Origin of the sequence: Streptomyces sp. SLBN-8D4 (assembly GCF_049739545.1) — a bacterium.
GTDB lineage: Bacteria > Actinomycetota > Actinomycetes > Streptomycetales > Streptomycetaceae > Streptomyces > Streptomyces canus_C.
Window position 1 is genome coordinate 9,798,276 of record NZ_JBMGQC010000001.1, and the last position, 26,769, is coordinate 9,825,044.

The following is a 26,769-nucleotide window of genomic DNA, read 5'->3' on the forward strand; positions in this document are numbered from 1 at the left end:
CTCACCGGAGTTGATCAGTGAAACGCCCCCTGCCCGGAATCTTTGGGTTCTCCCTGACCAGGAACACCGCCCTGTTCCTGGTGACAGCCGTCCTGCTCGCGGCGAGCTACGGGCTGAGCCTGCAGCTCAAGCACCGCAACGACCATCCGGAGGCAGCACAAGCAGCACAGGCAGCACCCCCGTCACCGGCAGCACCGGATGCCGGAATCCGGGCCGGGACCGGCCCGCTGCGCTTCGAGCGGATCGGCAACCCCGCCCGCACGGTCGCCCGCGACCGGCACGGCACCGTCATCGCCACGTTCACCGACGGCGCCCGTACGGCCGTACTGACCGGGCCCAGCAGGACCTTCGCCGAGCCGCGTACGACGGATGCCAAGGTCGTCACCAAGAGCTGGGTGCGGCTGCTGCCCAAGACATGGGCCCGTGGCGCGGAGCGGAGCGGCTGGTTCAGGACCTGGCTCAGGTCCCGGCTCGGCAGCCGCGATCCCGACGTCCTCGGCATCGCCTTCGAGTACATCGCAGGTGCCCCGGCCCGGACCACGGCAGCGGGCGTCACATACAGCGGTGCCGCCCGCTACACCCCCAACACCCCCGGCGACGCCGGGCGGGTCGGAAGTGCCGGCCGTGCCGGACAGGGGAAGTCGAAGCCGCGCACGGGTTCCGACTTCTACGACTACCTGGGCATCCCCTGGACCTTCCCCGACACGGTCACCCGCCGCCCCGAGAAGGACCGCGCGCGCTCCGTCGACAGCTCCGGCTATGTCCGGCTGGTGTACGGATACCGCTCGGGGTTCCCGCTGAGCAGCAGGGACGGCCCGGCCGGCAGCGGGCTGCAGCGGAGCGCCGATGCGATCGCCCACGGGCGGTTCGGCGTACCCGTGATGCCCCTGACCGGCCGCCGCCCCGCCGTCATCCAGCAGCTCCAGCCCGGCGACCTGGTCTTCTTCAGCACGCGGGAGCTGCCCGGCGGACGGATCGGCCACATCGGCATCTACCTCGGCCTGGACACCGCCGACCACCCGCGCTTCATCTCCAGCCGGAAGAACGCGGGTGGCCCCACCATGGGTGACAAGAGCGGCACCCATCGGCTCGACGGTGACGGCTACTACGCCCAAGGGCTGCGCGCGGCCCGCCGCCTGTGACTCCCGACGCCTTGGTTCCGTACGCCCGCCGCTGTTCTCGCGTCAGACGGGTGCTCGCGCGGGCGCAGCCCCGCTCGACGGCCCGCCCGGGATCGACGGCGCAGCGCTGGAGCGGGGCGTGCGGGCTGCTCGCGTACAGGGTCGTGCCGGTCAGCGGGATGTTGGGAAGCCGACCGGGGCGCCACGTCCCCCAACTGCACGCTGCCGGCGTCCGGTCGTCGAGGCTCACAGTCACCGCGCCCCCCGCCTCCGGGGTGCCGCCGAGCGGCGAGGAGAAGACGTTGCGCAGCACGCCCGGAGCGTCGGCGGACGTTCCGGCCACACGGGGCGGCCCGGCCCGTCAGGTCGTCGACCGCGGGGGCCGGTACTGTTTTGCCGGGCCTCGTCCGTTGTGCCGTCTGCCCGTGCTCACTCCGTCTCTGCCCCTGTGCAGGTCCCCGTGGGGCGGCCCCTGGTCCGTTCCGAGCTCTGAAACGGATTCAAATGGTCTCTGTCCTGATTGTGATCACCACGGTGGTGGCCGGTTGGTCGCTGGTCGCCGGCCGGCTGGAGCCGCGGCATGTGCGGGCTCCTCTGGTGCTGGTCCTCGCGGGTGTCGGCACGGGGGTGTTCACGCACAGCCATATCGCCGCCACGTTGAACTCCGAGGTCGCTCAGCATGTGGCCGAGGTCATCCTGGCCGTCCTGCTGTTCGTCGACGCCACCGAGCTGCCGGGCGGGCGGCTGTTCGGCAACGACCCCGGCTCCGCCGCGCGGGCACTGCTGGTGGCCCTGCCGCTGAGCCTGATCACGATGGTGCTGCTGGGAATGTTGCTGCTCCCCGGCCTGCCGGTCGCGCTGCTGCTGCTCATCGCGTGCATCGTCGTCCCGACCGACTTCGCCCCGGCCGAGACGCTGGTCCGCGACCGGCGTATCCCGGCGAGGGTGCGCAGCGTGCTCAACGTGGAGAGCGGTTACAACGACGGCATCGTGTCGCCCCTCTTCCTGTTCGCGCTGATCCTCGTCGGCACCAACTCCGTCACCCGCACGCCCGTGCAGGCCCTCGGCACGGCCGTGCCGTTCGCGCTGAAGGCCCTCGTGGTCGGCTTCGCGCTGGGGGCGCTGGTGGCGTGGCTGATCAACATGGCCGACCGCGCGGGGTGGATGACGGAGCAGTCCCGGCGGATCCTCGTGCTGGTCACACCGCTGCTCATCTACACAGTGACCACGGCGATGGACGGCAATGGCTTCGTGGCCTCATTCGTGTGCGGGATCGCCTTCCGCTACGTCAGGCAGGCGCCGGTCCGACGACGGGGCGCTTCGGCTCCCCCCGCCTCGGACTTCCAGCTCATCGAGGACACCAACTCGATGATGACGATGTGCATGTGGTTCTTCTTCGGTAACGCCGTCGTGCTCGCCCTGGGCGAGGGCATCGACTGGGCCGCCGTCGTGCTCTGCGTCGCCGCGCTCACCGTCGTGCGCATCCTTCCGATCATGCTCGCCTTCCTCGGCTCGACGTTCACCTGGCGAGAGCGGCTCATGGTCGGCGCGCTCGGACCACGCGGCACCACCTCCATCGTGTTCGGCCTGCTCGCGTTCAACGCTCTGCCGGACGGGCTGTACGCCGACACGGCCCTGTACGCCATGACCCTGACGGTGCTCGGCAGCGTTCTGCTCCACGGCGGCGGCTCGATGGTCATCGCCCGCTCCCTGACCGACCAGCCCCCGTCGGGTGCCGGCGGGCCCGGCTCCCCGGAGACCGACGAGCCGGACTCAGCGGTCTTCGGCATGCGGAGTTGATGGTGCCGGGCTGAGCTGCACGACTCGTGGTGCTGCCGTGCTTACGGCGCGTCAGCCTCACGGCCCCGACGGCTGCCACCTCAGGCTGATCTCCTCCAGCCACTCGGCGGGGGTGGGCCGGACAGTCGTCGGATGTGCGGAGAGCGGCCCGGCGACCAGGCTGGAGACATGACACAGCGTGTTCGTGACAAGGAGCCCGAGACCGCCCTCGGAGCATCGGCCGACATCGAGGTACCGGGCCGTGACATCACACCTGGCAGAGGCAGATTGCTGGAACCCCTCGGCCTGACGCTGGTGGCGGGCGCCGGTGTCCTGTTCGTCGTACGTCCTGAGTTCTACGCGGCAGGGGTGCACCTCTTCGCCACGTGGGCGGCCTCACTGGTCCAGTGAGCCGGCCGTCGGAGCCCTCCCTCGGTGCGAGGTCTCCGCGGTCACCGGCACCATGGCCTTCTTGGACGAGGCGAGAGGGAGCCCGACGCCGCTCGACGGCCTCTGCTTGCCCGTCGTACGCCCTGAACTCCGCGATGACGTGTGCACACACCCGCCACGAGGGCCGACGCTCAAGGCGCTGTACGGGTACGTCCGTCCGCACCGGTGGGCCGTCGTGCTCGGCCTGTTGTGTGCGCCGGTACTGGCGTCCCTCAGTGCCGTCCTGCTGGGCGTCACGCTCGGCGTGGTCGCGGTCGTCGGCGTGGGTGTCGCCCCGGTGATCCCGAAGATCGGCAGGCCGCCGAGCGCGGGAGACCGCTCGCGTCGAGGCGGCGGCGCGCAGGGCGTGGCGCCATGGCGTGCGCAGCGCAGTGGGACAGACGAAAGGAACTTCGTGAACACCGCATCCGCCCCGACGACGGATGAGACTTCCCTGTCCGCCCGAGAGACGCTCAAGGCGCTGTACGTGTACGTCCGCCCGCACCGGCGGGCCGTCGCGCTCGGCCTGCTGTGCGCCCTGGTCGGGGCCGCGGGGGGACTGCTGCAGCCACTGGCCACGAAGGCGCTGGTGGACCGGCTGGCCTCGGGTGACACCATCGCCGGGATCCTGGTCGCGCTCACTGTGCTGGTGGTGCTGGGCACGGCGGTCGAGGCGTTCGGCGCCTATGTGCTGGAACGGACGGCCGAGTCGGTGGTCCTGGCCGCGCGGCGCACCCTCGTGGGGCGGTTGCTGCGGCTGCGGATCGCGGAGTGGGAGCGGATCCCGCCGGGTGATCTGATGTCCCGGGTCACCTCGGACACCACGTTGCTGCGGTCGGTCAGCACCCAGGCGGTCGTCTCCGCCGCCACCGGGGCGGTCGCCTTCGTGGCGGCGGTCGTGGTGATGGCGTTCCTGGATGTCGTGCTGCTGGGTGTGACGCTCGGTGTGGTCGTGCTGGTCGGCGGGGCGGTCATGCTGGTGATGCCGAGGATCGCGCGGGCCACCGAGCGGGCGCAGGATGCGGTCGGGGAGATCTCCGTCGTGCTGGAGCGGGCTCTGGGAGCGTTCCGTACGGTGAAGGCGTCCGGCGCCGAGGAGCGGGAGACCGCCCGCGTGGAGGCGGCGGCGCGGCGGGCCTGGCGGCACGGCGTGCAGAGCGCGAAGTGGGAGGCCGTGGCGGGCTCGGCGGACGAACTCGCCGTACAACTGGCCTTCCTCGCGGTGCTCGGTGTCGGCGGCGCACGAGTGGCGTCGGGGGAGATCCCCGTGTCCACCCTCATCGCCTTCCTGCTCTACCTCTTCTACCTGATCGAGCCGGTGTCCAGGCTGGTCGACGCCGCTTCCCAGTACCAGGAGGGGGCCGCCGCGATCTCCCGGATCGCGCAGGTCGAACGCCTGGCGGTGGAGCCGGTGGAGCCGGTGGAGCCGACTGCCGGCCCGAAGGACGCCCTGCCCAGGCAGGGTGCGGCTGTGCCGGGTCCGGCGTCGGTCCGCTTCGAGGATGTGTCCTTCCGCTACCGCCCGGGCCGGCCGTACGTCCAACGGCAGGTGAGCTTCGAGGTACCGGGCGCCGGGATGACGGCCTTCGTCGGCCCCTCCGGCGCCGGCAAGTCGACGGTCTTCGCGCTCGTCGAGCGGTTCTACGAGGCCGACGGGGGCCGGGTCCTCGTCGACGGCAAGGACGTACGGGACTGGTCCCTTTCCGAGCTCCGGTCTGCCATCGGGTACGTGGAGCAGGACGCCCCGGTGCTGGCCGGCACACTGCGGGAGAACCTGGTCTTCGCCGCGCCCGGCGCCACGGACGACGACATCCGCGACGTCGTGGCCCGCACGAGGCTCGACACCCTCGCCGAGCGCCTGCCGCACGGCCTGGACACCCCGGTCGGACACCGCGGTTCGAAGCTGTCGGGCGGTGAGCGGCAGCGCATCGCCATCGCCCGCACTCTGCTGCGCCGGCCCCGGCTGCTGCTCTTGGACGAGGCGACCTCGCAGCTCGACGCCGTCAACGAACTGGCACTGAGGGACGTCATCGTGGAGGTGGCCCTCGAGACCACCGTCCTCGTGGTGGCCCATCGCCTGTCGACGGTGACCGGCGCCGACCGGATCGTCGTCATGGACGCCGGACGGGTGCGGGCCGTCGGCACGCACGAGCAACTAGTGGGAGAGGACAGGCTGTACGCGCGACTGGCGGCAACCCAGCTCCTGGCGCCCGCGCGATGACCCAGCCCACCCCAATGTTGTCCGGTCGGCCACTGCCCCACTCCCGGCCGGACAACCATGTGGGGGGCGGGCCTTGGGTGGTGGCGCACCGCAGGCATCGAGCACGTCGCCTTCGGGATCGACACCGTCCTGCTGCTTGGCTGGGCAAGCCGGGCGGCGCGGTGGCCAAGGCGCCGGCTTCCGTTGCCTACTCGAGGGGTCGCTCAGTCCGTGCTGAGGGGAATCCACAGCCGCACCCGGTAGCCGCACTCCGCGGTCGGGCCCGCCTCCAGGGTGCCGTGCAGGATCTCGGCCCGTTCCCGCAGACCGACCAGGCCCTGCTGCGAACCCGGGAGGGAAAGGGAGGGACGCGTGGGTGGGGTGTTGGTGACGGTCACTCCGACGTGGTCGCCGTCCTGCCACAGCTCGACGCTGGCCGTGGCGCCCGGGGCGTGCTTGCGGACGTTGGTCAGCGCTTCCTGGACCGTGCGGTAGAGGGCCCGTTGGGCGGGCGAGCCCACGGTGGGCGGCAGCTCACCCGACAACTCGGCGTGGATGCCGCTTGATTCCACCAGTTTGCGCAGGTCGGCCAGGGTGGGCTGAGGGGTCAGCTCGGTGGCGTGGCCGCCGGAGGCGCGCAACAGCGTGACCATGGTGCGCAGTTCGTCGAGCGTGGTGACGCTCAGCGAACGGATCGTGCGGGCAGCCTCCTTGGCATCCGCGTCCTTGGCGGCGACCTGCAACGCTCCGGCCCGTACGGCGATCAGGCTGACCTGGTGGGAGACCACGTCGTGCATCTCACGGGCCAACTGGGCGCGCTCGCGCGCGAGCACGGCCTGCGCGTGCAGTGCCCGCTCGTGCTCCCTGGCCTCCTCGATCTCCACCAGCCGCCGCGCCAGGTCCCGGTGCGCCTGGAGAAGCTGCCCGATGAGGACCGGGGCCGAAGCGGTGGCAATGCCGTAGACGAAGGTGAGCAGCGTCATGGTCCGGCCGACCTCGGTGAGGCCGGCCAAGGGCCACGGCGTGCTGTTCGCGACGGCGGTCAGTGCGACACACACCGCGAGGAGAGGGCGGTTGCGGGAACGCTCGGCCAGCGTGAACAGGGCCGCGAGCGGAGCGACGGCGACGGGCTGCGTCAGCGAGATGGGCAGGGTGAGAAGGAAGACGCCGAGCGGGAACCGGCGCCGGAAGGCCAACGCGGCGCAACCGAGAGCGGCCAGCGCGACGGCGAGGCGCGTGTCGTCCAACAGGTTCAGCCACACGTCCACGGCCGCCGCGACGACCAGGACGAGGTCGACGGCCGGCGCGGGCACACGCTCCCACAGCGCGCGGAAGCGGCTCACTGCCCTGCCCCCGACCGGGGGCGATCGTCGAGCAGTCCGGCCCGCTGCGCCAGCAGCGCGGCCTGCACCCGGCTGGTCACCCGCAGCTTGGTGAGGATCGCACTGACGTGGTCCTTGACCGTGCCGGCACTCAGGTGGATGCGGGCCCCGATGTCGGTGTTCGACAGCCCTTCCGCCACCAGGACGAGGACGTCACGCTCGCGGGCGGTCAACAGCTGGACCCGTGCCGCGTCCTCGTCGACGGCCGCCCCGCTGCCGGGGTGGCTGTGCAGCAGGGTCCGCGACGCCTTGGGGGAGAGCACCACACCGCCCGCGGCCAGGGTCCGTACGAGGTGGGCGAGTTGCTCGGGTTCGGTGTCCTTGAGCAGGAAGCCGGCCGCTCCGGAGTGCAGCGCGGTCAGGATGTACTCGTCGGCGTCGAACGTCGTCAGCATCGCCACCACCGGAGCGTCCGGCATCGTGCGCAGTTCGCGCAGGACGGTGAGTCCGTCGACGTCGGGCATCCGGATGTCCAGCAGCACCACGGCGGGCTGCTCCCGGCGGACGGTCTCCACGGCCTCGCCGCCGCTCGCGGTCGCGACGACCTCGATGTCCTCGGACGCGCCCAGAATGAGTTCGAAGCCCGAGCGGACCAGCGCCTCGTCGTCCACCACCACTACCCGGATCACGCTTTCAGCCTCACCTTCGTTCATGCCGTACGGCCATGCCGACTCGACCTTAAGGCCCCGATCGGTCCCGACGGCCCGGCGAGCGGCAGCTCCAGCCACACGGCGGGGGAGCACCCACCACTCGGCAGGGACATCACGGCCGCGTGCCGGATGGTCCATGATCTGGCATGGGTTCAAAACAGCCCGTGCAGGGTCCGCACTCGCTGGTGGCCCACTGAAGTCGGCCGTCGTTGTCGAACGTCACCTGCCGAGCAGCAGACTGCCGGGAGCGGCCAAGGGGGCCGGTGATCGCGCCGACGGTCGGCTCGGTCGACTCGCGCACCCTGCACTTCCGCCGCCGTCCTGCCCGGCGCGCAGGTCAGCGATGCAGACAGGTCGGCGGCGCGGCGCGGTTTCCGTCGTGGACGTGATGCGGCAAGGATGACGGGTCATGACGATCGTGTTCCGGGTCCCTGCGGGCGGTGCGGAGCGGGTGGGGTTTGCCTACTCGCCGACGATGGAAGCGGTACTGAGTCTCCATGTGCTGGTGGAGCCCAAGCACCACCCCGTCCAGCACGGCTGGGTGCGTGCGATGCGCAAGCTGTCTCCGGCGCTGAAGCGGGAGATCGAGGTGTTCTCCTACGCGGTGCGTTCGTACTTCCCCGAGTTCCTCTTTCCGCAGCCGACCGGCGGACTGACGGACTTCGAGGACGAACTGGCCCACTTGCGCGGGGCGGATCCGGAGCTCGTCCGCCTGGAGTTCGCCGTCCCCCTCCTCACGCCCTGGCCGGGCAGCGGCGAGGGCAGGGATCCGCACGTGCTGGACGAACCGGAGGTACGCCGCCTGTTGCGGGAGCGAGCCGCACGGGAAAGTGACGAAGCGCTGGCCGCGATGCTCCTCGACGACCCCAGCGCGCTGCTCGAACGGTTCCTCAGCATGCTGGAGCGCTACTGGCAGGAGGCATTCCAGGAGGAATGGGCACGGCTCGAACCCGAACTCGCCGCCGGCGTCAGCGAGGCCGGACACCAGATCGAGCAGCGCGGCCTGTACGGGATGCTCCGCGGCCTGTGGCCGGAGGTGCGCAGCGATCCGCGCGCCGAACGCTTCTGGCTGGAGCGACCGCACGACCATGAGGTGGCCATCGGCCCGGACGACACACTCGTGCTTGCTCCCAGCGCCTATGTGTGGCCGCACGTACGCGTCAACTGCGACGGTCCGTGGCCCCTCGGGCTCGTCTTCCCCGTCTCCTCGATCGTCCGGGAAGCCCGCCCGAGGATTCCGCCGGCCAGGCTCGTCGGCACACTCCGCGCGCTCGCCGACGACACCCGGCTGCGCGCCCTGCGACTGCTCGCCGAACGCCCTCGCAGCACACAGGAGTTGGCCCCGCTCGTCGGTGTCGGCGAGGCCGCCCTGTCCAAGCACCTGCGGGTGCTGGCGGACGCGGGCCTGCTGGAGCGCCGCCGCGAGGGCTATTACGTCCTGTACCGCCTTGCGCCCGGACAGGTGGCGGGCCTGACCCCCAGCCTGGAGAGCTTCCTGCACGGCGACGGCGAGGTGACCGAGAACGACTGATTCGCCATCTGCCTAATAAGTGGATCAGACCCCCGCCGGGATCCGACAGTGGCCGCATGTCACTGCTGAAGGACCGCAACTTCCTGCTTCTCTTCGCCGGTCAGGGCATCTCACGCTTCGGCGACGGTTTGTACACCGCCGCGACCGCCTGGCTGGCCTGGTCGCTGACGAAGGACACCATGGCCGTCGCCGTGGTGAGCGTCTCCGCGTTCGCGCCCGCGTTCGTGGCCACCTTCGTCGTCGCCTCGTACGCCGACCGGCGCGACCGCCGGAAGCTGATGATCGCCACCGACCTGGCCCGGGTAGCCGTGGTGGCCGTGGCTTCGGTCCTGCTCTCCCTCCACCTGCTGAACCTGCCCCTGCTCGTGGCGACCACGGCGCTACTGGCGCTGATCGGCGCCCCGTTCGCTCCGGCCCGCAACGCCATCGTCACGCAGATCGTGCCGGTCGACCGTCTCCAGCAGGCCAACGGACTGCTGCAAGTCGCTTTCCGGGCCGCCTTCTTCGTCGGCCCGCTCGTGCTCGCGCCGCTGCTGGCCTTCGGCTCGCTGCAGTCGGCGCTGATGGTGAACGGACTCACGTTCCTGGGCTCGGCGGCCGCCGTGGCCGCCATCCGCGTGACCCGCCCCGCTCCGACCGGCGGTCAGACGGGGCTGTGGTCCGATCTCGGCGCCGGGCTCAGGGCAGTGCGGGCCGCTCCCGACGTACTGGTGGTCATAGTGACCTTCGTGCTCGCCCTCGCCCTGACGAACGGATTCCTTACCGTCGGGCTCGTCGCGGTCGTGGGACAGGGCGGCCAGTACGGCCTGCTGCTCGGCGTCGCCGGGGTCGCCGAAGTGGCGGGCGCCCTGCTCCTGGCCGGCCTGCGCATCCGCAGACTCGCCGTGGCCGCGGTGCTGGCGTGGGCCCTGCTCGGGATCTTCCGGGCTCCCCTGGGAACGGTCACCTCGCCTGCTGTGGCGGCGGTTCTCCTGACCGCCACGGGGCTGGCCTCGGCCCTCACGGACATTCCCTTGATCGCACTGGTGCAGCAGCGCATACCGAGCCATCATCTGGCGAAGGCGCTCGGCCTGTGGGAGGCCGGCGTGGCAGGAGCTCTGTCGATCTCCCCGTTCGTGGCCTCGACCGCCATCACCCTGGCCGGAGTCGAGAACGCCTTCCTGCTCTCGGGAGCCGCCGTGGTCGTCCTGGTCGTGACCGCCACGCTCACCGTCGCACGCGTCGGCGCACGGCAGCCGGGTCAGCAGCCCTTCGCCACGGCCGACGGCACGGCAAGCGTCGCGATACCGGAAGAGACCGCGGTGATCACGGCCGAACCGGAGTGACTGCGCGCGTCATCGCTGTGCGCTGGTCAGCTCAGGACGCTGTCGCCGCGGCCTGACAACGAGCGTGTCGGGGCCATCACCATGGCGGGCCATCAGGCAAACCCTATGGGTTTCGGCCCAGGTCGCCGGCAGGGTGAGAGCGTCAGTGCTGGGCGTACCGGGATCTGCGATGTAGATGGTGACGGAGACGTGCGGGTCGCCCGGCAGTGCGAAGTCGTCGTAGGCGAGGTCCATCGTGCCGACGGGACGGCGCACGCTGTGCTTGGCCGTTGGGCACTCTGTTGGACCGTATCCGCACCGTGCTACGCCACGAGCGGCAGTTGACCGGTGAACCGTCCCACGAACTGCGCACCCGCTCACGCGGATCATCATCGAGCTCAACTGGTGGCAGGCGCGCCCCCGCACAGTCGCCGAGACCCACGCCACCCATCGGGTGATCGCCGAGGCGGCCCAGTCCATGCGCGCCATCTGCGACACCCTGGCACGCCGTCTCCACGGTGACCGTGTCCGCGCGGCGTCCGTCCGGCAGCGTGCGTGTCGACGTCACCGACGGCGGCCCCGGTGTGCCGCCGGCGTTCGTCAACGACCAATTCCAGCCCGGCCGCCGCGCCGACCGGGACGACGGACACGACGGCGCGGGCCTCGGGCTGCCGCCGACGGCGCTTGGCCCGCGCCGTCGGCGGCGAGGCGTCCCACGATCCCGGTCACACCTGCGGAGCACGCTTCCGGGTCGACCTGCCTGTCGGGTGACCGGCCTCAGTCGGCCTGCTGGGTCACTGGCTCCCGCTCCGGCGGCCGGGGGGTGGTGGTCCGGCGTTCCTGGGCCTGCGCGAAGGCCACCAGACCGAGCAGGACGGCCAGCAGCACAGCCGAGGAACCCGCCGTGCCGAGGTCCAGACCGCCCTTGGCGACCGGCTTGGTCAGGAAGTCGCCCGCGGTGGCACCCAGAGGGCGGGTGAGGACGAAGGCGATCCAGAACAGCAGCACGTTCGGCACCACCGGCACCTTCATCAGGGCCACCAGAACGGCGAGCGCCCCGCTCACGAGCAGCGCGCCACCGGCGTAACCAAGCCCGGAGCTGTCAGAGAGGAAGTCACCCATGGACGTGCCGAGGGTGTTGGAGACGAGGATCGCCGACCAGAACAGGGCCTCGCCGCGGAAGGAGACGATGTCGCGGATCTGGAAGGTCATCCCGGTGGCCTTCCAGACAGCGAACACGACCAGGAGGATCGAGATGAGGATCGCCGCCCCCGCCGGGTAACCGAGGCCGAGACCCTGCGGTCCCCAGCCGAGCGAAGTGGCGTCGCCGGAAAGGAACTTGGTGCTCGCGTCACGGTTCATGAAGTCGGACGTCGTGGTGCCGGCCATGCTGGTCGACAGGATCACGGTCCAGTAGAAGAACGGGTTGTAGCGGCTGGACCTGAGCTGGACGACCAAGGTCACCACGAAGAGCAGGAACAGGGCGATCGTGGTCAGGAAGTAGCCGAGCTTTAGGGTCTGCGCGAAGAGGTCGCCGGCCGTCTCCCCGAGAGTGGTCGCGGCGATCTTCATGATCCAGAACGCCAGCGTGACCTCGGGTAATTTCTTCATCACCGACTTGGTCGCGCTTGCGACGTCCAGATCAGTGACCGTTTGCGGTTGCTGCACGGTGGGGGGCTCCGATTCGGTCGTACGGCAGAACGCCCGCCCCGTGAGGGGGACGAGCGCCCTGTGTCATGGGGCGGCTCCGAAGAGTGATCGCCGCAGCCGATCTTCGCAGCGTCAGTCTGAACGCATCCTGAACACCGGCCGCGGCCCTGCTCAGGCCGCGTGCCGGGCGGTGCGCTGCGACTGCGTCACGTCTTTCCGGGGCACCGCCGGATACAGGACCAGGCCCCAGGATGACCGTGAGGAACAGCGCGCTGGTGACCGCCGTGCCGAGTCCCAGGCCGCCGTCACCGGCGGGCTGGGAGAGGTAGTCGCCGATGGACGCGCCGAGCGGTCGGGTGAGGACGTAGGCGATCCAGAAGCTCCCCACCGCGTCCAGGCCGAGGGTGAAGCGCGAGAGCGCGACCGCAGTGATGGCCAGGGCGAACAGAAGCGCGCCGAGCCAGCCGAGGTCCAGGCGCTCGGAGACCAGGTCGCCGGCGGCGGTGCCGAGGGCGAAGGTGAACAGGACGGCGAGCCAGTACTAGGACTCCAGGCCGGTGGTGTCGATGGTGTGGATGGACACCGGACGCCGAGACCTGGGTGTCGGCCGCCGAGGGCGTGTGCGTCAGGTCTCGAATGTCATGAGGCCCGACCGTGCCACGGGGCACCTGAACGCATCCTGACGGCCGCCTGGCACCGGCTGCCCCGTCCGCCTGGCCCGAGCACCACGGGCGCCAGGACCACCGCCGGGCCGGGCTGTCGGGCTGTCCCACCTCGCAGCCTTCCTCCTGCCTGGCCCCGGACAGTGGCAGCGCCGACGTAGTGGATGCGACCTGGAGGCTGCGGTTCTGGCGCCCTCCGGGCGGTGGAGTGCCCCCGAACGCCGGCCGAGAGCCATGCGTAACCGGGCGAGCTGACTGCCCAGGCCCTGCACGAGGCCCTGGACCGCGGACCGGACCCGATCGCCGTCCTCCAGCACTTCGTGACCTGGTTCAGCGCCGGCGAGGCTCGGGCCCTGAAAGGACCGCTCCACGTCCTGGGCCCGTCACGACGTCGGTCAACCTCCGCCGCCCCCTCACCCGGCACCGGGGCGGGCAAGTCCGAGGTCGTAGGCGAAGATCACGGCTTGGATGCGGTCGCGGGCGCCGATCTTGGCCAGGACACGGCCGACGTGTGTCTTCACGGTGGACTCGGACACGACGAAGCGGGTGGCGATCTCGCCGTTGGTCCAGCCCTTGCCGATGGCGACAAGGATCTCGCGCTCGCGGTCGGTGAGGGATCCCAGTCGCGGGTCCTCGCTCACGCCGCTTCGGCCGGCCGGCACGTGCTGGGCGTACTCGTCCAGGATGCGGCGGGTGAGAGCCGGCGCGATGACGGCGTCGCCGACGGCGACCGCGCGGATCCCCGCGAGGAGTTCCTCGGGGCGCGCGTCCTTGAGGAGGAAACCGCTGGCTCCGGCACGCAGAGCGGCGTGGACGTATTCGTCGAGGTCGAAGGTGGTCAGCACGAGAACGCGGGAGCGCCCCCCAGCCGCGGTGATGCGGCGAGTGGCCTCGATACCGTCCATACCGGGCATCCGTACGTCCATCAGGACGACGTCGGGGCGCAGTTCGGCGGTCTTGCGGACGGCCTCGGCGCCGTGCGCGGCCTCGCCGACCACTTCCGTCTCGGGGATGGAGTCGAGCAGCACCCGGAAGCCGTAGCGCTGGAGCGGCTGGTCGTCCACGACGAGGACAGTGGTCACTGGGCACCGCCCTGGGGTGTCAGGTCGAGGGTGGCCTCCACCGTCCAACCGCCGCCGGCCGCGGGTCCGGTACTGATGTTCCCTCCGTAGAGCGCCGCGCGTTCTCGCATGCCCACCAGCCCGTGTCCTTCCTCGTACGACAGTCCGGGGCGGTGCGCAGGGCCGTTGTCTCGGACGCGGATGACCAGCCGGTTGTCCTCGGCGACCACCGTCAGTGTGACTCGGGTGCCGGCACCGGCGTGCTTCAGGGTGTTCGTGAGGGCTTCCTGGACGATGCGGTAGACCGTCAACTGCATCCCGTGGTCCAGGGTGTCCATGTCGCCGGCGGTCCGGTAGACGATGTCCAGACCTGCGGTGCGCACGCCCTCGCACAGCGCCTCGATGTCTATGAGCGCGGGTTGCGGGCTCAGTTCGGGCGGGACGGTTGCGCCGTCCGATGCCTCGCGCAGCACGCCGAGCACACGTCGCAGCTCGCCGAGGGCCGTCCGCCCGGTGTCGCCGATGAGCTCCAGGGCCTCCTTGCCCCGTTCGGGAGCCGCATCCGTGGCATACGCGCCGGCGTCGGCGAGGGTGATCATGACGGCCAGGTTGTGGCCGACGATGTCGTGCATCTCGCGGGCCACCCGCGTCCGCTCGGTGGCGGTCGCGAGTCTGGTGCGCTGGTCGCGTTCGATCTCCAGGCGGGCCGCCCGCTCCCGCAGCCCCGCGAGCTGGGCCCGCCGGGTGCGCACCATCAGGCCGAGAGCCAGGGCCGCGGTCGTGGTGCTGAGCAGGAAAAACAGCGCGTCCCAGACGGACACGGCTGGTGACGCGCGCAGGGCGACCAGGACCATCCCCGCTGCCATGATCCCGCAGGCCCACGGCAGCTGCCGCAGCCGCCCGTGCAGGGCGAGGCTGTACAGGGCGATGAACAGGGCGACGTCCGCGCGCAGCGCGGCGCCCAGCGACCACTGGAGGACGAACACGGTCGCGATGGCGCCGAAAGCCATCATGGGTGTGCGGCGCCGCCACAGCAGCGGCAGCACCAGACCGGCCTGCAGGAGCAGCATGGCCGCCGGGGACAGCCGGGTGAAAGCGATACGGAACCGGCGTGGACCGTCGCCGTCCCCGGCGCCGCCGTGCAGCAGGTCCGGCAGGCAGAACACGAGGAAGACCAGCAGTACCACCGCGGTGTCCAGTGCCCATGGATGTGCGCGGTCTGCCTGCCGCAGCCGCTGGCCGCCCCGGGAGAGCCAGGCGACCAGCGGTCCCATCCCGTCGGCGGCGGCGTCGGCGTCGGCGGCGTCTGCGGACGTGGTCGTCATCAAGGTCGTCACCTGACCATGGTGCAGGCGGTCAGGCGTCGCTGCGGACGAGCCGGTACGCCGCCCCGGACAGCGCGAGAGCCGTCCATGCGAGGAAGACCAGCAGTCCGGCCGTGGGCGACAGGGCGGTGGCGTCGTGGGTCAGGGCGAACATCGACTCACCCGCGTTGCTCGGCAGGTACGGACTGATGTCGTCCTGCCAGGAGCTGGGGAGCAGCGAGGCGAGCCCCGGGATCAGCATGAGGGCGGCGACCAGCACCGAGATACCGCCGGCCACCGATCGCAGCAGTGCGCCCAGGGCGGTGCCGATCACACCGACCAGGCCGAGGTAGAGCCCGGCGCCCAGCAGGCTTCGGATGACTCCCGCGTGCGTCAGGCTCATGGCGGCGGGGGTGCCGGAAACGATGCCGCTGCCGAACCCGAAGGCGACGAACGCGCCGAGGACGCCGACCACCAGCGCGACCAGCCCGAACAAGGTCGCCTTGGACCACAGGACCGGCAGACGACGTGGTACGGCCGCGAGCGTCGACCGGATCATGCCGGTGGAGTACTCCCCGGCCGTGACCAGCACGCCGAGCACGCCCAGCGCGAGCTGGGCGAAGTTGACGCCGAAGAGGGACAGGCTCACGGCCGTCGAGGCGGCGAAGTCGCGGTCCATGTGACCGGAACCGATCTCGGACGTGTAGCGGCTCGCGGCGATCAGCCCGAAGGCGACGAGGAAGAGCAGGCCGAGGCCCAGGGTGATCCACGTCGAACGCAGCGACCAGAGCTTGGCCCACTCCGAGGCCAGCACGCGCCGCCCGGTCACCCGGTAGACCGGGCGAGCCGGGTCGGCCGGGGGCGCATCGACTGTCGCGGTGAGGGCGCTCATGCAGCCCTCCCGTTTGCCGCGAGGGCGTCGACGCCGGTCGTGGTGCCGTGGTACTCCACGGCATCCCTGGTCAGCTCCATGAACGCCTCCTCCAGCGATACCGTCCGCGCGGTCAGTTCGAAAAGCGCGATCCCGTGCTCGGCCGCCTTGAGGCCGATCTGGCGGGCAGTCAGCCCGGTCACCTGAAGCTCCTCGGAGCCGGTGCGACCCGTGATGTCGACACCAGGACCGGCAAGTACCTCCCGCAGCCGCGCCGGGTCCTGCGTGGCCACCTTCACCGTGTCGCCGCCTGCCTCGCGGACGAGATCCGCCACGGTGGTGTCGGCCAGCAGCCGACCGCGCCCCACGACGATGAGGTGGTCCGCCACCAGGGCCATCTCGGTCATCAGGTGGGACGACACGAACACGGTCCGGCCCTCGTCCGCGAGCCCCTTGAGCAGGTTGCGGATCCACAGGACGCCCTCCGGGTCGAGCCCGTTGACCGGCTCGTCCAGCATCATCGTCTGCGGATCGCCGAGCAGGGCCGCTGCGATGCCGAGCCGCTGGCCCATGCCGAGGGAGAAGGCACCGGCCCGCTTCCTCGCTACGGTGCCGAGCCCGGCGAGCTCGATGACCTCGTCGACCCGGCGGCGGGGGATCCCGTGCGTCAGCGCGAGCGCCTTGAGATGGTGGTAGGCCGAGCGGCCCGGGTGGATCGACTTCGCTTCCAGCAGGGCGCCGACCTCCTGGAGCGGTGCCTGATGCCGGGCGTAGTGGCGGCCGTTGACCTTCACGGAGCCGCTCGTCGGGGCGTCGAGCCCGACGATCATCCGCATCGTCGTGGACTTTCCCGCGCCGTTGGGGCCCAGGAAGCCGGTCACCGTCCCCGGCTTGACCACGAAGTCCAGTCCGTCGACGGCCGTCTTGTCGCCGTATCTCTTGGTCAGCTGTTGTGCGTCGATCATTCGCGTCTCCTCCTGTCGGACACCGGCGCCCGTCTCGTCGCCTCTGACGCCTCACCGGCAACGCTAAGGCCCGAAACGCCCCGATTCGGTCATACCGCGGGCTGATCCACACGCGTCGGGTCGTACCGCGGTACTACGTGACACCGCTGCCGGGCGCACGCTGTTCAGGTTGCGCTCAGGCGCGAAGTGCCTTCGTGTGGATCATGCCCGCAGAGCACGTCCTCGGCGACCGGCCGCCGGCCCCCGTACGCCCAGATGGCGAACGACGGGCCGGGGGTGACCGCCGCCTGCTTCTGGATCATCAAGGTGCTGATCACCGGCCTCGGCGAGAGGGCATCGCACCTTCTGGAGCGGACGCTGGGTCCGGTACCGGCGGCCGAGCTCGGCGGCCTCGCCCTGGCGGCCGCCCTGACCGTCCAGTTCACTCTCGGGGCGGGTCGGCTCGAAACACCACTTGATCACCGATGGGGATCGCACGCACTCCCCGTCCTGCTGACCGGGGGCAACCGTAACGACGTCACCCAGCTCCTGCCCTTGCTCGACGCGATCCCGCCGGTCCGCGGCCGCGTCGGACGACCGAGGCGCACGTCTGCAGGTGCAGGTGGCCTCGCCGAGGCTCCGGCGCCCATCCGCGTCCCTCGAATCGGGCCGGGCCCACCGGGCCTACGGCTCGCGCGCGAACCGCGCCTCCCGGCACGGACGCGGCGTGCGGCGCACATTCCCGGAGCAGGCTTGCAAGCAGCGGTGCCGTCGAATGCGGGCAATGCAGGATATTGCATGGTGGACGCCGTCACCGCGTAAGAGACAATCGCGCAGGATCTTCCAGGCCTTCATGCGGCCGAAGACGTGCTCGACACGGGTTCTCACCTGCTTGTGACTCTTGTTGCGGGCCTGCTTCCCGGATAGCCGCCGTCGGCGATCGTAGTGGTGTTCCCGACTGCGGCCTTGGCGCCGGACTCGGCCCAGGCTCGGCAGTCGTTGCGATTCCCCGGCAGCGGCCGGCCGACCACGACCGCCAGTCGGGTGTCGGCGTCGATGACCACCTGATGGTTGGTGGAGTAGCGGTAATTCTTCGACTGCTTTCGACACCCCGAACAGCAAGGCCAGCTGTCGCAGTGTCAGGTTCGTTCGCCAGTACGCCGTCACCAGCGGCACTCGGTCCTCCAGCGACAGCCTCCACGGTCGTCCCCGGCCGGACGCGTCGGCGCCCTCGCGCCGCAGCTGCGCCACCGGCTTGCCGAAGGCCGACGGGCTCAGCCCAGTGAACGGAGCTATCCAGGACGGTTCCGACGTCGTAGTCACACCACTCACCTAGTGATCATTCCACTGAGACCACGCATGACCGCGGTCGTCTCTGACTTGAAAGTCCCATTCCCTACAGGGAATTGTCGGTCTCCACCGTGCCCCGCAGGATCTGGTCCGTCCGAAGGGACCTGCCCGGGCAAGGAGACGAAGATGATCGAGATCGACCCGCAGCAGCTGGCCGACCGCTACATGGCTCAATGGAATGTGCCCGATGCCGCAGAACGCCGCGCTGCCATCGAGCGACTCTGGGCCGAGGACGGCACCCACATCCTTCACCCGCCCGCGGAGATACGGGAGACCGCCGCGGAACTCGGCTTCGACCACCCGACTCTGGAGGCACAGGGATACGACGCCATCGAGACCCGAGTGGCGCGCAGCTACGAGCGGTTCGTCGAGAAACAGGGGTTCGCGTTCCGGGCGCGCCCCGGTGCGATACGTCTCAATGGTGTGGTCAGGATCGGCTGGGAGGCGGTGTCCACCGCGACCGGCGACGTGGTGGGTGGTGGTTCGGACGTCCTCGTACTCGACGACAACGGCCGCATCAAGATGGACTACATGTTCCCGGGCTCCTGAGCGGCGGCAGCACAAGCCAGTGCCCCGGCGGCTGCTGAGAGAGCCTCGGCAGTCGCCGGGTCGGCCGGCAGGAACGCCTCCAGCTTCAGCTCGGCAAGCGTCACATCGACGGCGGTCGCGAAGGTGGTCACAGTCGTCATCAGGCGGAGCTCACCGTACGAGGACCGCAGGTGGAGTGGCACCGCGAAACCGAGTTGCCCGGCGGACGGCTCCAGCTCGGGAACGTACCCGGTGAGCTCGGCGCGCAACTCCTCCAGATGGTCAAGGCGCACGAGGATGTGGCGCGCCCACTCGGCGAGGTTGCGGATGCGGGGAGCCAGTCCGTCGGGATGCAGCGCCAGGCGGTAAACATTCGTGCCCGGACCCACCAGCTCGTCAGCCGCGCCCTCGGTGATCAGGTCGAATGCGCTGTTCGCGGCGATCAGGTCACCGCCTCGGTCCACAATCAGCGCCGGATACGGCAGATGCCCGCGGAGGATGTGGTCGATCGCCGTACGCACGGGGGCCAGCACTGGATCGTCCAGTGAGCTCTCCGGGTAGGCGGGCGCGTATCCGGCGGCCAGCAGCAGCTCATTGCGCTCCCGCAGCGGCAGCTCCAGCGACTCGGCCAAGCGCACGACCATGTTCCGGCCCGGGACAGACCTGCCGGATTCAATGAAGCTGAGGTGGCGCTGGGTGGTGCCCGCGCGCAGCGCCAGATCGAGCTGGCTGACATGACGGCGGGTACGATGTTCACGAAGCGTTCGAGGGAAGTCCACGGGCCTGTTGTAACGGTGGCGGAGGGTCCCAGGCCATTCCCCGGAGGGAATTGTCGCCACTCGTACCGGTCGTGAACATTGCCGACATGAACATCGGTGTACTGCTTCCGACCGGAACCGCCCAGTGGGGCCCTGCCGACGACCCTCGCGAGCTGGTTGCCTTCGGCCGCTACGCCGAACGCTCGGGCTTCTCCTCGCTCTTCGCCAACGATTCTCTCATCAGCCCGCGCATCGAGGCGCTCACGATGCTGGCCGCACTCGCCCCGGTGACCGAGACCGTGACACTGGGCACAGCTGCACTGATGCCGTTCCTCCGTCGACCGGTCCAGGCCGCGCAGGCACTTGCGTCGATCGACCTGCTGTCCGGTGGCCGGCTCACCGTGACCGTCGGCGCCGGCTTCCCCGGCCGCTTCGGGCGGCCCCTCTACGCACTGTCCGAGCTGCCGTGGCAAAGGCGCTTCGCGCGCCTGGACGAGACTGTTGCACTGTGGCGGGCCCTGTGGGACGGCGCCGACGCCTTCCACGGCGAGATCCTCAGGTTCGATGACATCCCGCCCACGACCAAGCCGCCCCGAGCCGGCGGCCCGCCCATCTGGCTCGGCGGCGCGGCCCCCGCAGCACTGGCCCGCACTGGCCGACTGTACGACGGATGGCTGCCCTACCCGCCCGACCCCGCCGACTACGCGTCCGGCCTCCGCAACGTCCACAAAGCGGCGACCGAAGCAGGACGTGAGACCGAGGACATCACCCCCGCACTATTCGTCTCGGTCCGGATCGACAACGACATCGAGAGCGGCCGTCGGGCACTGGACGACTACGCGCGGGCCACATACGGCATGCCACTGGGGGAGCTGGAAAGGATCCAGGCAGTGGTCACCGGCTCCGCGGACCAGGTGCTTGAGCACCTAGGACGCTACGTCGCCGCCGGTGCTCGGCACATCGTCGCCCGCCTCGGTGCCCTGGACCTGCACTCCCAGCGCGACCAGCTCGAACGGATCGCAGACCTGATCCCCGCCGTCCAAGCGGCAGCGGCCAATGCCTCCACCTCGGAAAGCTCCTGAGCCTGGCCCAGCCGACACGAAGCGACGACTACGGGGCAGCTCTTAGCCGTTGATGTCGAGTGCCGTTCCGTACAGCCGGTCCGCCTTCAACCGGATGACCACTCGGCGCTCGGCAACCAACTGCTGCAGAAACGCGTCTTCGTTTTCCGGTTTCGCAGCCTGCGGGATCATTCCGAGCAGTTCCCGACCAACCGCATCGCCAGGAACCCTCGTGATCTCGGAGACCTCGGCCTCGCCTTCGGCCACGGCGAACGACCACACGTCGCCTCCCTGCACATGGAGGGAGGCACGCGGATCGCGTCGCAGGTGCCGGACCTTGATGCGGTCGACCGTCGTGGAGAACCGCACGATGCGGGCCTCAGGGGCCCAGCTGTACAGCATGGTGGTCAGGTGGGGATGGCCACTGCGCTTGACGGTGGCGAGCGTGCCGAACTGCTGCGTGCCCAGAAGGTCGGAGAGGGCTTCGTCGGACAGGGGGACAGGTGCTGGTCCTTGAGTCATGACGTGATCAACAGCCATGACCGCCCAACAATTTCGTGGACACTGATCCCATCCGCCTTTCACCACACGCCCTAAGGCCCCCAGCCCCCAGCCCAGGCCAACCGAAGGTCGTCCGTAAGCCCGATGCCACCGTCCGGATGCGCGAGCAACCATGCTGGTGCAGCCTGCCAAGAGGAGCGCATCATGTCGTACCCGGAATACCTCGAGTACCCGGAAGCCCGCTACCACGGCAACAAGGGCGAAGTGAACGCGGCCTTCCGCCCGGCCGACAGCCCACCGGACATCTCCTCACCCGGCGGCTCCACCCACTACCTCGCCACCAACGAGTCGACCGGTGGGGAATTCGGCCTGTACAAGCTGGAGCTGGGTGCACGGTCCCCTGGAGCCAGGACCCACTTCCACAAGGCGATGTCGGAGTCCTTTTACGTCCTCTCCGGCGAAGTGGAGCTGTACAACGGCGAGAAGTGGGTTACGGGCCGCGCGGGAGACTTCCTGTACGTCCCGGTCGGCGGCCTGCACGCCTTCAAGAACGTGACCGAGGAGCCCATGTCCATGCTCTTGCTCTTCTCCCCGGGCGCCCCACGCGAGGAGTACTTCGAACGGGTCGCGGAGATGGCGCAGCGCGGTGGCGAAGAGCTCAAGCAGTTTCGGGTCCGACACGACAGCTACTTCCTGGAGGACTTCGAGCCGGGGGAGGAGTAGTCGGACGCGCGTGCCCGGTGCCTTTGGACGGCTTCGCGGTTGCGCAGGGTTGGGAGCAGCAGCGCTGCCGTCCGGTGGGTGAGGTGTCGGCGAAGGCCTTGTCGCACTCGATCACCTCGCAGCGCCGCGGCCGTTGCATGCCCCGGCCCACCAGATGCAGTGCGGTACCGACCGCGAACAGCGTGAACAGTAAGGAACCGAGCGGCTGTTCTGCGTCCCGGTGATGCAGATCAGCAGATCGGCACGATCCTGCTCGCCGGCGGCCTCGACGATCCCCTCCCAGGCGTTCAGCGCGGCCTGGGCGCGGCAGCGGTCTGAGAGGTCATCCGCGCTTGCGGGGCGGCGGTTGGCCAGGTCCGCAGCCAGGTTCACCGCATCCTCGCCGTAAGGGTTGTGCCGCACAAGAAGACGCTTACAACAGTGTGCTCGGCCTGATACAACAAACCGCCGGACGCGCCCGACGCGCCGAATCCCCGGCCCGCGCCCCGTGGCGCTATCGCTGGATCGTGCTGGGCATTGCCACGTTCACCCAGGCCGCGGCCGGGTTCTTCGTCGCGCTGCTCGGGGCCGGCCTCTTCATAGGCTGCTACCGTCGGCCGCCCGCGCTGCCCGTCCCGCAGGACAAGCAACCGTCAGCCTCGCCCGCGGCACAGCTTCGCGGCCGGCTTCGAATGCTCCGTGAACCGTCCGCGGTGAAGATCATGCTGTCGGGGACCAGCCTGATCTCGGTGCAGTGTGGCGTGGGCATCCTGACAGTGCTCCACCTCCACAAGGTGTCATCGATCGGCGCCGGGCGGGCGGCCCTCGTCCTGGTGGCATCCCAGGGTACGGGTGTTGCGGGGCGGATATGCCTGGCGGCCTGGAGCGACCGGAGCAGTTCGGGGCGCCATGCCATCGTGCTGGTCTGCATGGTTGCCGTGATCGCCGGGCTTGATGTGCTGATGACACCGGCGGGCGGGCACCGGCCGTTGCTTCCGGCGTCTTCGTCTGGCTCGGCTTCTCCGGATTCGGCTGGTACGGCCCGTGGGTCGCCTACGTCACCGAAGCGGCCCCACCGGGCAGGACCGGCTTCGCCCTGGGGCTGGCCATGTCCGTCAACCAGATCGCCATAGTCACGGTGCCGCCCGCGCTCGGCCTGCTGGTCGACCTCACCGGCAGCTTCACCCCGGCCTGGGCCCTGCTGCTCCTGCTGACTGTCGTCGCCTTGGCGGTCACGGCCGTCGCGGAACGCCGCACACGCTCCTGCGAGTCAGGGGCCGGGGCCCCTACCCGTACACCGACACCCGCCGGACGACCTGATCCCGCCGTCCTGCAACGTGATCTGCTCGCGGCTGCGGATTCACGGCACACCGGGAAGGAGAGGAACCCCGGCCGACGCGCGACTGGGGTTCCTCAGGGTGGTGAGCATCGGTCAGCGGGTGGAGCCGCCCACGCCGTGAACCGCTCGGCTAGGCGTCGGCGGACCGGATCCCGTCACGATCAGGTTGGATCGCGCTGGTCAACGCTGCAGGGTGAGCACGCCCGGTCGCCAGGGCAGCTCGTTGTAGGGCATGCCCGGGGTGACGGAGGCGGGGGACAGGCCCTGGTAGAGGAACTGCAGGTTGCAGGGGTCGATGGTCTTGGTCTGGTCGGGGTTGTTGCGGACCAGGTCACCGTGGCTGATGTCGTTGGTCCAGGTGGCGCCGCTGTTGGCCTTGCCCGCGAAGGGGTTGGACTCGGTGGCGGCCTGCGGGGTCCACTGACCGTCCAGGCTGGAGGCGGTGAACGAGCGGAAGTAGCGTCCGTTCGCGCCGATCGCCTCGACGATCATGAGGTACTGGTTCTGGCCCTGGACCTTGTAGACCTCCGGAGCTTCGAACAGGTTGTTCGTCGTGTCGCTCATGACCGTCGTGTACGACGAGCCGAAGCTGCCCGGGAAGTTCCCGATCGGCATGCTCGCCCGGTAGATGTTGCCGTTGTCGCCGGCGAAGAACATGTACATGGTCGTGTCGTCAGCGATCAAGGTCTGGTCGAGCGGGCCGCCGCCCGGGATGCTGCCGGTGAACAGCGGCTGCGCGGCGGACCAGCCGTTGGGGTTGGTCGGGTCGCTCGACGTGCGGTAGATGAAGGGCGAGGCACCCCACTGGGACGCCAGCACCCAGGTGTTCTTGGGCGCGAAGTAGAAAAGGGTGGGCGCCACCGCGGACTGGCTCATACCTGTCTGGCCGGCCGACGCCATGTCCGACCAGTTCGTGAAGGGACTGAACGCCATCGAGCCGTACGACGTTCCTCCGGACACGTTCGAGGCGTAGACCAAGTGCTTGCCGTTGTACACCACGTTGGTGAAGTCCTTCACCGAGTTCCACCCGTTCGAGGGCTGTGCCAGCGCCCCCGTCGACGTCCACCGGTAGGTCGACGGAAGTGCACACGTGCCGCCCCCTCCGGACAGGCCGGTCCACTTCTGGTTGCTCCCGCCGGCGCAGTTCCACAGCTGCACCGCCGTGCCGTTGGCGGTGGCGCCACCCGAGACGTCCAGGCACAGCCCGGACTCCACGGCGACGACCGTGCCGTCCGAGTTCACCCGCCACTGCTGGTTCGCACCGCCGTTGCAGGACCAGATCACCGGCCGGGTACCGGCCGTGTTGGCGTGGCCGGGCACGTCGAGGCACTTGTTGCCGTACACCGTCAGCTGGTTGCTGTCCGTCAGCGTCCACTGCTGGTTGGTCCCGCCGTGGCAGTCCCAGATCTGCACGTTCGTGCCGTCGGCCTGGCCAGCGTTCGGCACATCGAGACACCGGCCGGAACCGACACCGCGTAAGGCGCCGCCGCCGGCCGCCTGAGCCGGGCCTGCGACGAGCAGCGCCGCCAACGAGACCAGGGCCGCAACCGCGGCGGCGAGCACCACGGACGGACGTCTGCGGCTGAACTTCACCAAGTGCATGCGGACCTCGTCATCCTTGAGCGGGTTTACGGACTGGCGATGCCGGTGCGGTTCTTTCGCGTTCGCTATTCCGAACAGGGGCCGAAGTGTCGAGCAAAGTGGATGATGGGAGAACAGGTGAACGGCGTCAATACTTCGCGCATGATGCGCGAGCAGAAACATTCGCAGGCCTAAACCGTTGCTGCCCTCGTCCGGGCCGGTGCCGCGACATGGTTGACACGTCGGCATCGCGCTCCTTGGTGGGGCAGGGGTGCTTCCGTGGGGCCCGTCTCGCCTCGCCGGCACCAAGTTCGTGTCAGGTCCAGGGCGTCACAAGGACGAAGGAGCGGCTGGCCCGGTAGGCGGCCGTGGTCTCGGACGGGTCGAGCCACAACTGGAGGTTGTCCCGGTGGCGGAGGTAGCGGCCGGGGTAGTTGTACGACTCGAGGGAGACCGAGCCGACCGTGAAGCCGGGGCGCGGGCAGAAAGTGGCGTCCTTCCGGAAGATGGCGGATCGGTCGTCGGTGTCCAGCCGGATGCGGAAGGCGTAGTGGCGCAGATACCTGCCCGTGGCGTCCCTGAGCGAGTAGCAGCGGGGGTCGGCCAGGCCGGGAACGAAGGTGAAGGTGGCCGCTTGACGGGTGGTCGCGGAGCTGGTGGTGCCGACCGGGCCCAGGACGCCGAGCCGGCCGGACTGGCTCACGTAGTCGCCGGGATTGTCGACCGACCGCAGGCCATGCCGCCCCGAGAACCGCACCGCAGCCGTCGTCGCCGGGACCGCTGTCGGCGTCGATGTGGGTGCCGGTGTCCGTGAGGCGGATGCTCTCGGGGATGGCGCCGCGGACGAGGCGGCGGGCGACCGCGGGGCCGCGACGGCGGGTCGCGCGGCCGGCTCGTGGGACCCCGCGGCGGTGTACCAGGCCACTCCGGCAGCCGCGAGCGTGACGGCTCCTGCGGCTGCCGCCGCCGCGGGCTTGGTGGCCAGCCTGCCGATCGTCCGCGCCGTACGGCTTGCACCGCTCGCCGTGCGCGTGCCCGCGCCGACGCCGGCCCCGGCCGAGTCGGCCCTCAGCACCCTGGCAAGTACCAGGCCGGCCAGGCCGACCGGCGCCGGCACCAGCGCGAGGCCGGCCAGCAGCCCCTCCGCCGGTATCAGATCGGACGAGCTCAACAGGCACTGCGGACAGTCGCGGACATGGCGTGCCAGTCGCTTGCGCCACAGCGCGGACGGCCGTCCGTCCCATGAGGTGAGTACGGCGGCCAGGTCCGGGCAGCGCGGCGAGGCCGTCACGGCTCGTACGACGGTGCGTGCCGTCTCCAGCCGTTCCTTGACCCGCTGGACCCGGACCGCGGCATGCTGGGGGGTGAGGCCGCAGGCCACCGACAGCTCGCCGCGGGTCAGTTCACCGGCGCTCTCCATCCACCACAGCGCGAGCACCTCGCGTTCCTCGTCCTCCAGCCAGCGGGTCGCCTCCACCGCTTCACGCCGCTGGCCCGACAGTGCGAGCCGGAGAATCGCCAGGTCGGAGAAGTCGGCCTGTGGGACCGGTTCCGAGGCGTTCTCCTCCAGGGATTCCACGGTGAGCCCAGTGCGCCCTCTGCGCCACCGGTCACGGATCTGCCGCACGGTGATGGCGACGAGCCAGGACCGGAACCGGTCCGGTTGCTCCAGTCCCGGCAACCCGTCCAGGACCCGCATCATCGTCTCCTGGACCACGTCGTCGACATCGCTGTGCCCGTCCAGCGCCCGCCCGACGATGTTGTAGACCAACGGCAGGCAGTCCCGTATCAGTTGTTCCGAAGCCTGCCGGTCCCCGGCCCGCGCCGCCATGACGACGGTGATGTCCGGCCGTTCCTGTGTGTTTTGCGAGCGCACCCCGCCCCACCTGTCCCGTCGCCTTGCCGATGTCCGCGGGCGACAGTGTGTCAGGAGCGAACCCGGAGGATCTGCCTGGGCGGCTTCTCGGGTGCCGCCCCACGGCCTTCGACCGTTCCGTGTTTCCGTTGTGTTTTCCGTTATGCGCGAGGCATCGGCGCGTCTCCTGTACGTACGACTCTTGA

22 protein-coding genes and 4 pseudogenes are annotated in these 26,769 nt (G+C 70.0%); 11 read left to right on the forward strand and 15 right to left on the reverse strand.

Annotation, left to right across the window (positions count from 1 at the left end; genetic code table 11):
* The first annotated feature begins 17 nt into the window (after positions 1-17).
* The 4 genes from RKD20_RS44540 (at position 18) to RKD20_RS44555 (ending at position 5,550) form a co-directional block, all read left to right on the forward strand.
* Positions 18-1,142 (forward strand): NlpC/P60 family protein, encoded by a 1,125-nt coding sequence (locus RKD20_RS44540; RefSeq protein ID WP_424882735.1) that lies wholly within the window; start codon positions 18-20, stop codon positions 1,140-1,142.
* Positions 1,143-1,625: 483 nt separating this feature from the next.
* Positions 1,626-2,921, forward strand: a complete 1,296-nt coding sequence (locus RKD20_RS44545; protein ID WP_424882736.1) for a cation:proton antiporter — start codon at positions 1,626-1,628, stop codon at positions 2,919-2,921.
* Positions 2,922-3,089: 168 nt separating this feature from the next.
* Complete coding sequence (locus RKD20_RS44550) at positions 3,090-3,311, forward strand: hypothetical protein (RefSeq protein WP_424882737.1); 222 nt, start codon at positions 3,090-3,092, stop codon at positions 3,309-3,311.
* A 433-nt stretch (positions 3,312-3,744) separates the two neighbouring features.
* On the forward strand, positions 3,745-5,550 hold the full coding sequence (locus tag RKD20_RS44555; protein WP_424883474.1) for an ABC transporter ATP-binding protein: 1,806 nt from the start codon (positions 3,745-3,747) through the stop codon (positions 5,548-5,550).
* Positions 5,551-5,753: 203 nt separating this feature from the next.
* On the opposite strand, the gene RKD20_RS44560 is transcribed toward RKD20_RS44555, so the two are convergent.
* Together RKD20_RS44560 and RKD20_RS44565 are read right to left on the reverse strand one after the other, a co-directional pair.
* Positions 5,754-6,872, reverse strand: coding sequence for a sensor histidine kinase (locus RKD20_RS44560; RefSeq protein WP_424882738.1), 1,119 nt, complete (start codon positions 6,870-6,872; stop codon positions 5,754-5,756).
* Entirely contained in the window at positions 6,869-7,564 is a 696-nt protein-coding gene (locus RKD20_RS44565; protein ID WP_424882739.1) for a response regulator, read from the reverse strand. Before RKD20_RS44565 ends, RKD20_RS44560 begins: the two co-directional genes overlap by 4 nt.
* Positions 7,565-7,970: 406 nt before the next feature.
* On the opposite strand from RKD20_RS44565, the gene RKD20_RS44570 reads away from it, so the two are divergent.
* Positions 7,971-9,092 carry a DUF5937 family protein gene (locus RKD20_RS44570; protein WP_424882740.1) on the forward strand — a complete coding sequence of 374 codons (1,122 nt, stop codon included), beginning with the start codon at positions 7,971-7,973 and terminating at the stop codon, positions 9,090-9,092.
* Between the two features lie 56 nt (positions 9,093-9,148).
* Complete coding sequence (locus RKD20_RS44575) at positions 9,149-10,417, forward strand: MFS transporter (RefSeq protein ID WP_424882741.1); 1,269 nt, start codon at positions 9,149-9,151, stop codon at positions 10,415-10,417.
* Between the two features lie 9 nt (positions 10,418-10,426).
* On the opposite strand, the gene RKD20_RS44580 is transcribed toward RKD20_RS44575, so the two are convergent.
* On the reverse strand, positions 10,427-10,651 hold the full coding sequence (locus RKD20_RS44580) for a hypothetical protein (RefSeq protein WP_424882742.1): 225 nt from the start codon (positions 10,649-10,651) through the stop codon (positions 10,427-10,429).
* Positions 10,652-10,686: 35 nt separating this feature from the next.
* On the opposite strand from RKD20_RS44580, the pseudogene RKD20_RS44585 reads away from it, so the two are divergent.
* A pseudogene (locus RKD20_RS44585) lies at positions 10,687-11,167 on the forward strand (ATP-binding protein); the annotation flags it as partial.
* 6 nt (positions 11,168-11,173) lie between these two features.
* Here RKD20_RS44585 and RKD20_RS44590 read toward each other — a convergent pair.
* The 6 genes and pseudogenes from RKD20_RS44590 to RKD20_RS44615 form a co-directional block, all read right to left on the reverse strand.
* Positions 11,174-12,064, reverse strand: a complete 891-nt coding sequence (locus RKD20_RS44590; protein ID WP_424882743.1) for a hypothetical protein — start codon at positions 12,062-12,064, stop codon at positions 11,174-11,176.
* Positions 12,065-12,217: 153 nt separating this feature from the next.
* Positions 12,218-12,644: pseudogene (locus RKD20_RS44595) on the reverse strand (hypothetical protein); the annotation flags it as partial.
* Between the two features lie 477 nt (positions 12,645-13,121).
* The gene (locus RKD20_RS44600; protein WP_424882744.1) at positions 13,122-13,790 is read right to left on the reverse strand and encodes a response regulator; all 669 of its coding nucleotides are present in this window, start codon (positions 13,788-13,790) and stop codon (positions 13,122-13,124) included.
* Positions 13,787-15,094 (reverse strand): sensor histidine kinase, encoded by a 1,308-nt coding sequence (locus RKD20_RS44605; protein WP_424883475.1) that lies wholly within the window; start codon positions 15,092-15,094, stop codon positions 13,787-13,789. Before RKD20_RS44605 ends, RKD20_RS44600 begins: the two co-directional genes overlap by 4 nt.
* A gap of 31 nt (positions 15,095-15,125) precedes the next feature.
* A complete protein-coding gene (locus tag RKD20_RS44610) occupies positions 15,126-15,965 on the reverse strand; it encodes an ABC transporter permease (protein WP_424882745.1) in 840 nt (279 codons plus the stop codon).
* On the reverse strand, positions 15,962-16,909 hold the full coding sequence (locus tag RKD20_RS44615) for an ATP-binding cassette domain-containing protein (protein ID WP_424882746.1): 948 nt from the start codon (positions 16,907-16,909) through the stop codon (positions 15,962-15,964). The genes RKD20_RS44610 and RKD20_RS44615 overlap by 4 nt, the downstream gene beginning before the upstream one ends.
* Positions 16,910-17,339: 430 nt before the next feature.
* Here RKD20_RS44615 and RKD20_RS44620 point away from each other — a divergent pair.
* Positions 17,340-17,494 (forward strand): annotated as a pseudogene (locus RKD20_RS44620) (transposase); the annotation flags it as partial.
* A gap of 168 nt (positions 17,495-17,662) precedes the next feature.
* Here RKD20_RS44620 and RKD20_RS44625 read toward each other — a convergent pair.
* Positions 17,663-18,220 (reverse strand): annotated as a pseudogene (locus RKD20_RS44625) (transposase); the annotation flags it as partial.
* 144 nt (positions 18,221-18,364) lie between these two features.
* Here RKD20_RS44625 and RKD20_RS44630 point away from each other — a divergent pair.
* Complete coding sequence (locus tag RKD20_RS44630) at positions 18,365-18,787, forward strand: hypothetical protein (protein ID WP_424882747.1); 423 nt, start codon at positions 18,365-18,367, stop codon at positions 18,785-18,787.
* Here the strand turns inward: RKD20_RS44630 and RKD20_RS44635 are convergent.
* A complete protein-coding gene (locus RKD20_RS44635; RefSeq protein WP_424882748.1) occupies positions 18,766-19,545 on the reverse strand; it encodes a helix-turn-helix domain-containing protein in 780 nt (259 codons plus the stop codon). The genes RKD20_RS44630 and RKD20_RS44635 overlap by 22 nt on opposite strands.
* A gap of 86 nt (positions 19,546-19,631) precedes the next feature.
* Here RKD20_RS44635 and RKD20_RS44640 point away from each other — a divergent pair, with 86 nt between their 5' ends.
* On the forward strand, positions 19,632-20,606 hold the full coding sequence (locus RKD20_RS44640) for an LLM class flavin-dependent oxidoreductase (protein WP_424882749.1): 975 nt from the start codon (positions 19,632-19,634) through the stop codon (positions 20,604-20,606).
* A 42-nt stretch (positions 20,607-20,648) separates the two neighbouring features.
* Here the strand turns inward: RKD20_RS44640 and RKD20_RS44645 are convergent, their stop codons facing one another.
* Positions 20,649-21,107, reverse strand: a complete 459-nt coding sequence (locus RKD20_RS44645; protein ID WP_424883476.1) for a PPOX class F420-dependent oxidoreductase — start codon at positions 21,105-21,107, stop codon at positions 20,649-20,651.
* Between the two features lie 183 nt (positions 21,108-21,290).
* Here RKD20_RS44645 and RKD20_RS44650 point away from each other — a divergent pair, with 183 nt between their 5' ends.
* Positions 21,291-21,809, forward strand: a complete 519-nt coding sequence (locus RKD20_RS44650) for a cupin domain-containing protein (protein ID WP_424882750.1) — start codon at positions 21,291-21,293, stop codon at positions 21,807-21,809.
* A 111-nt stretch (positions 21,810-21,920) separates the two neighbouring features.
* On the opposite strand, the gene RKD20_RS44655 is transcribed toward RKD20_RS44650, so the two are convergent.
* The 3 genes from RKD20_RS44655 to RKD20_RS44665 form a co-directional block, all read right to left on the reverse strand.
* Positions 21,921-22,211, reverse strand: a complete 291-nt coding sequence (locus RKD20_RS44655; RefSeq protein WP_424882751.1) for a hypothetical protein — start codon at positions 22,209-22,211, stop codon at positions 21,921-21,923.
* Between the two features lie 1,096 nt (positions 22,212-23,307).
* Entirely contained in the window at positions 23,308-24,729 is a 1,422-nt protein-coding gene (locus RKD20_RS44660; protein ID WP_424882752.1) for a non-reducing end alpha-L-arabinofuranosidase family hydrolase, read from the reverse strand.
* A 295-nt stretch (positions 24,730-25,024) separates the two neighbouring features.
* Positions 25,025-26,584: a sigma-70 family RNA polymerase sigma factor gene (locus tag RKD20_RS44665; RefSeq protein ID WP_424882753.1), complete on the reverse strand. Its 1,560-nt coding sequence runs from the start codon at positions 26,582-26,584 to the stop codon at positions 25,025-25,027.
* Positions 26,585-26,769: the final 185 nt, after the last annotated feature.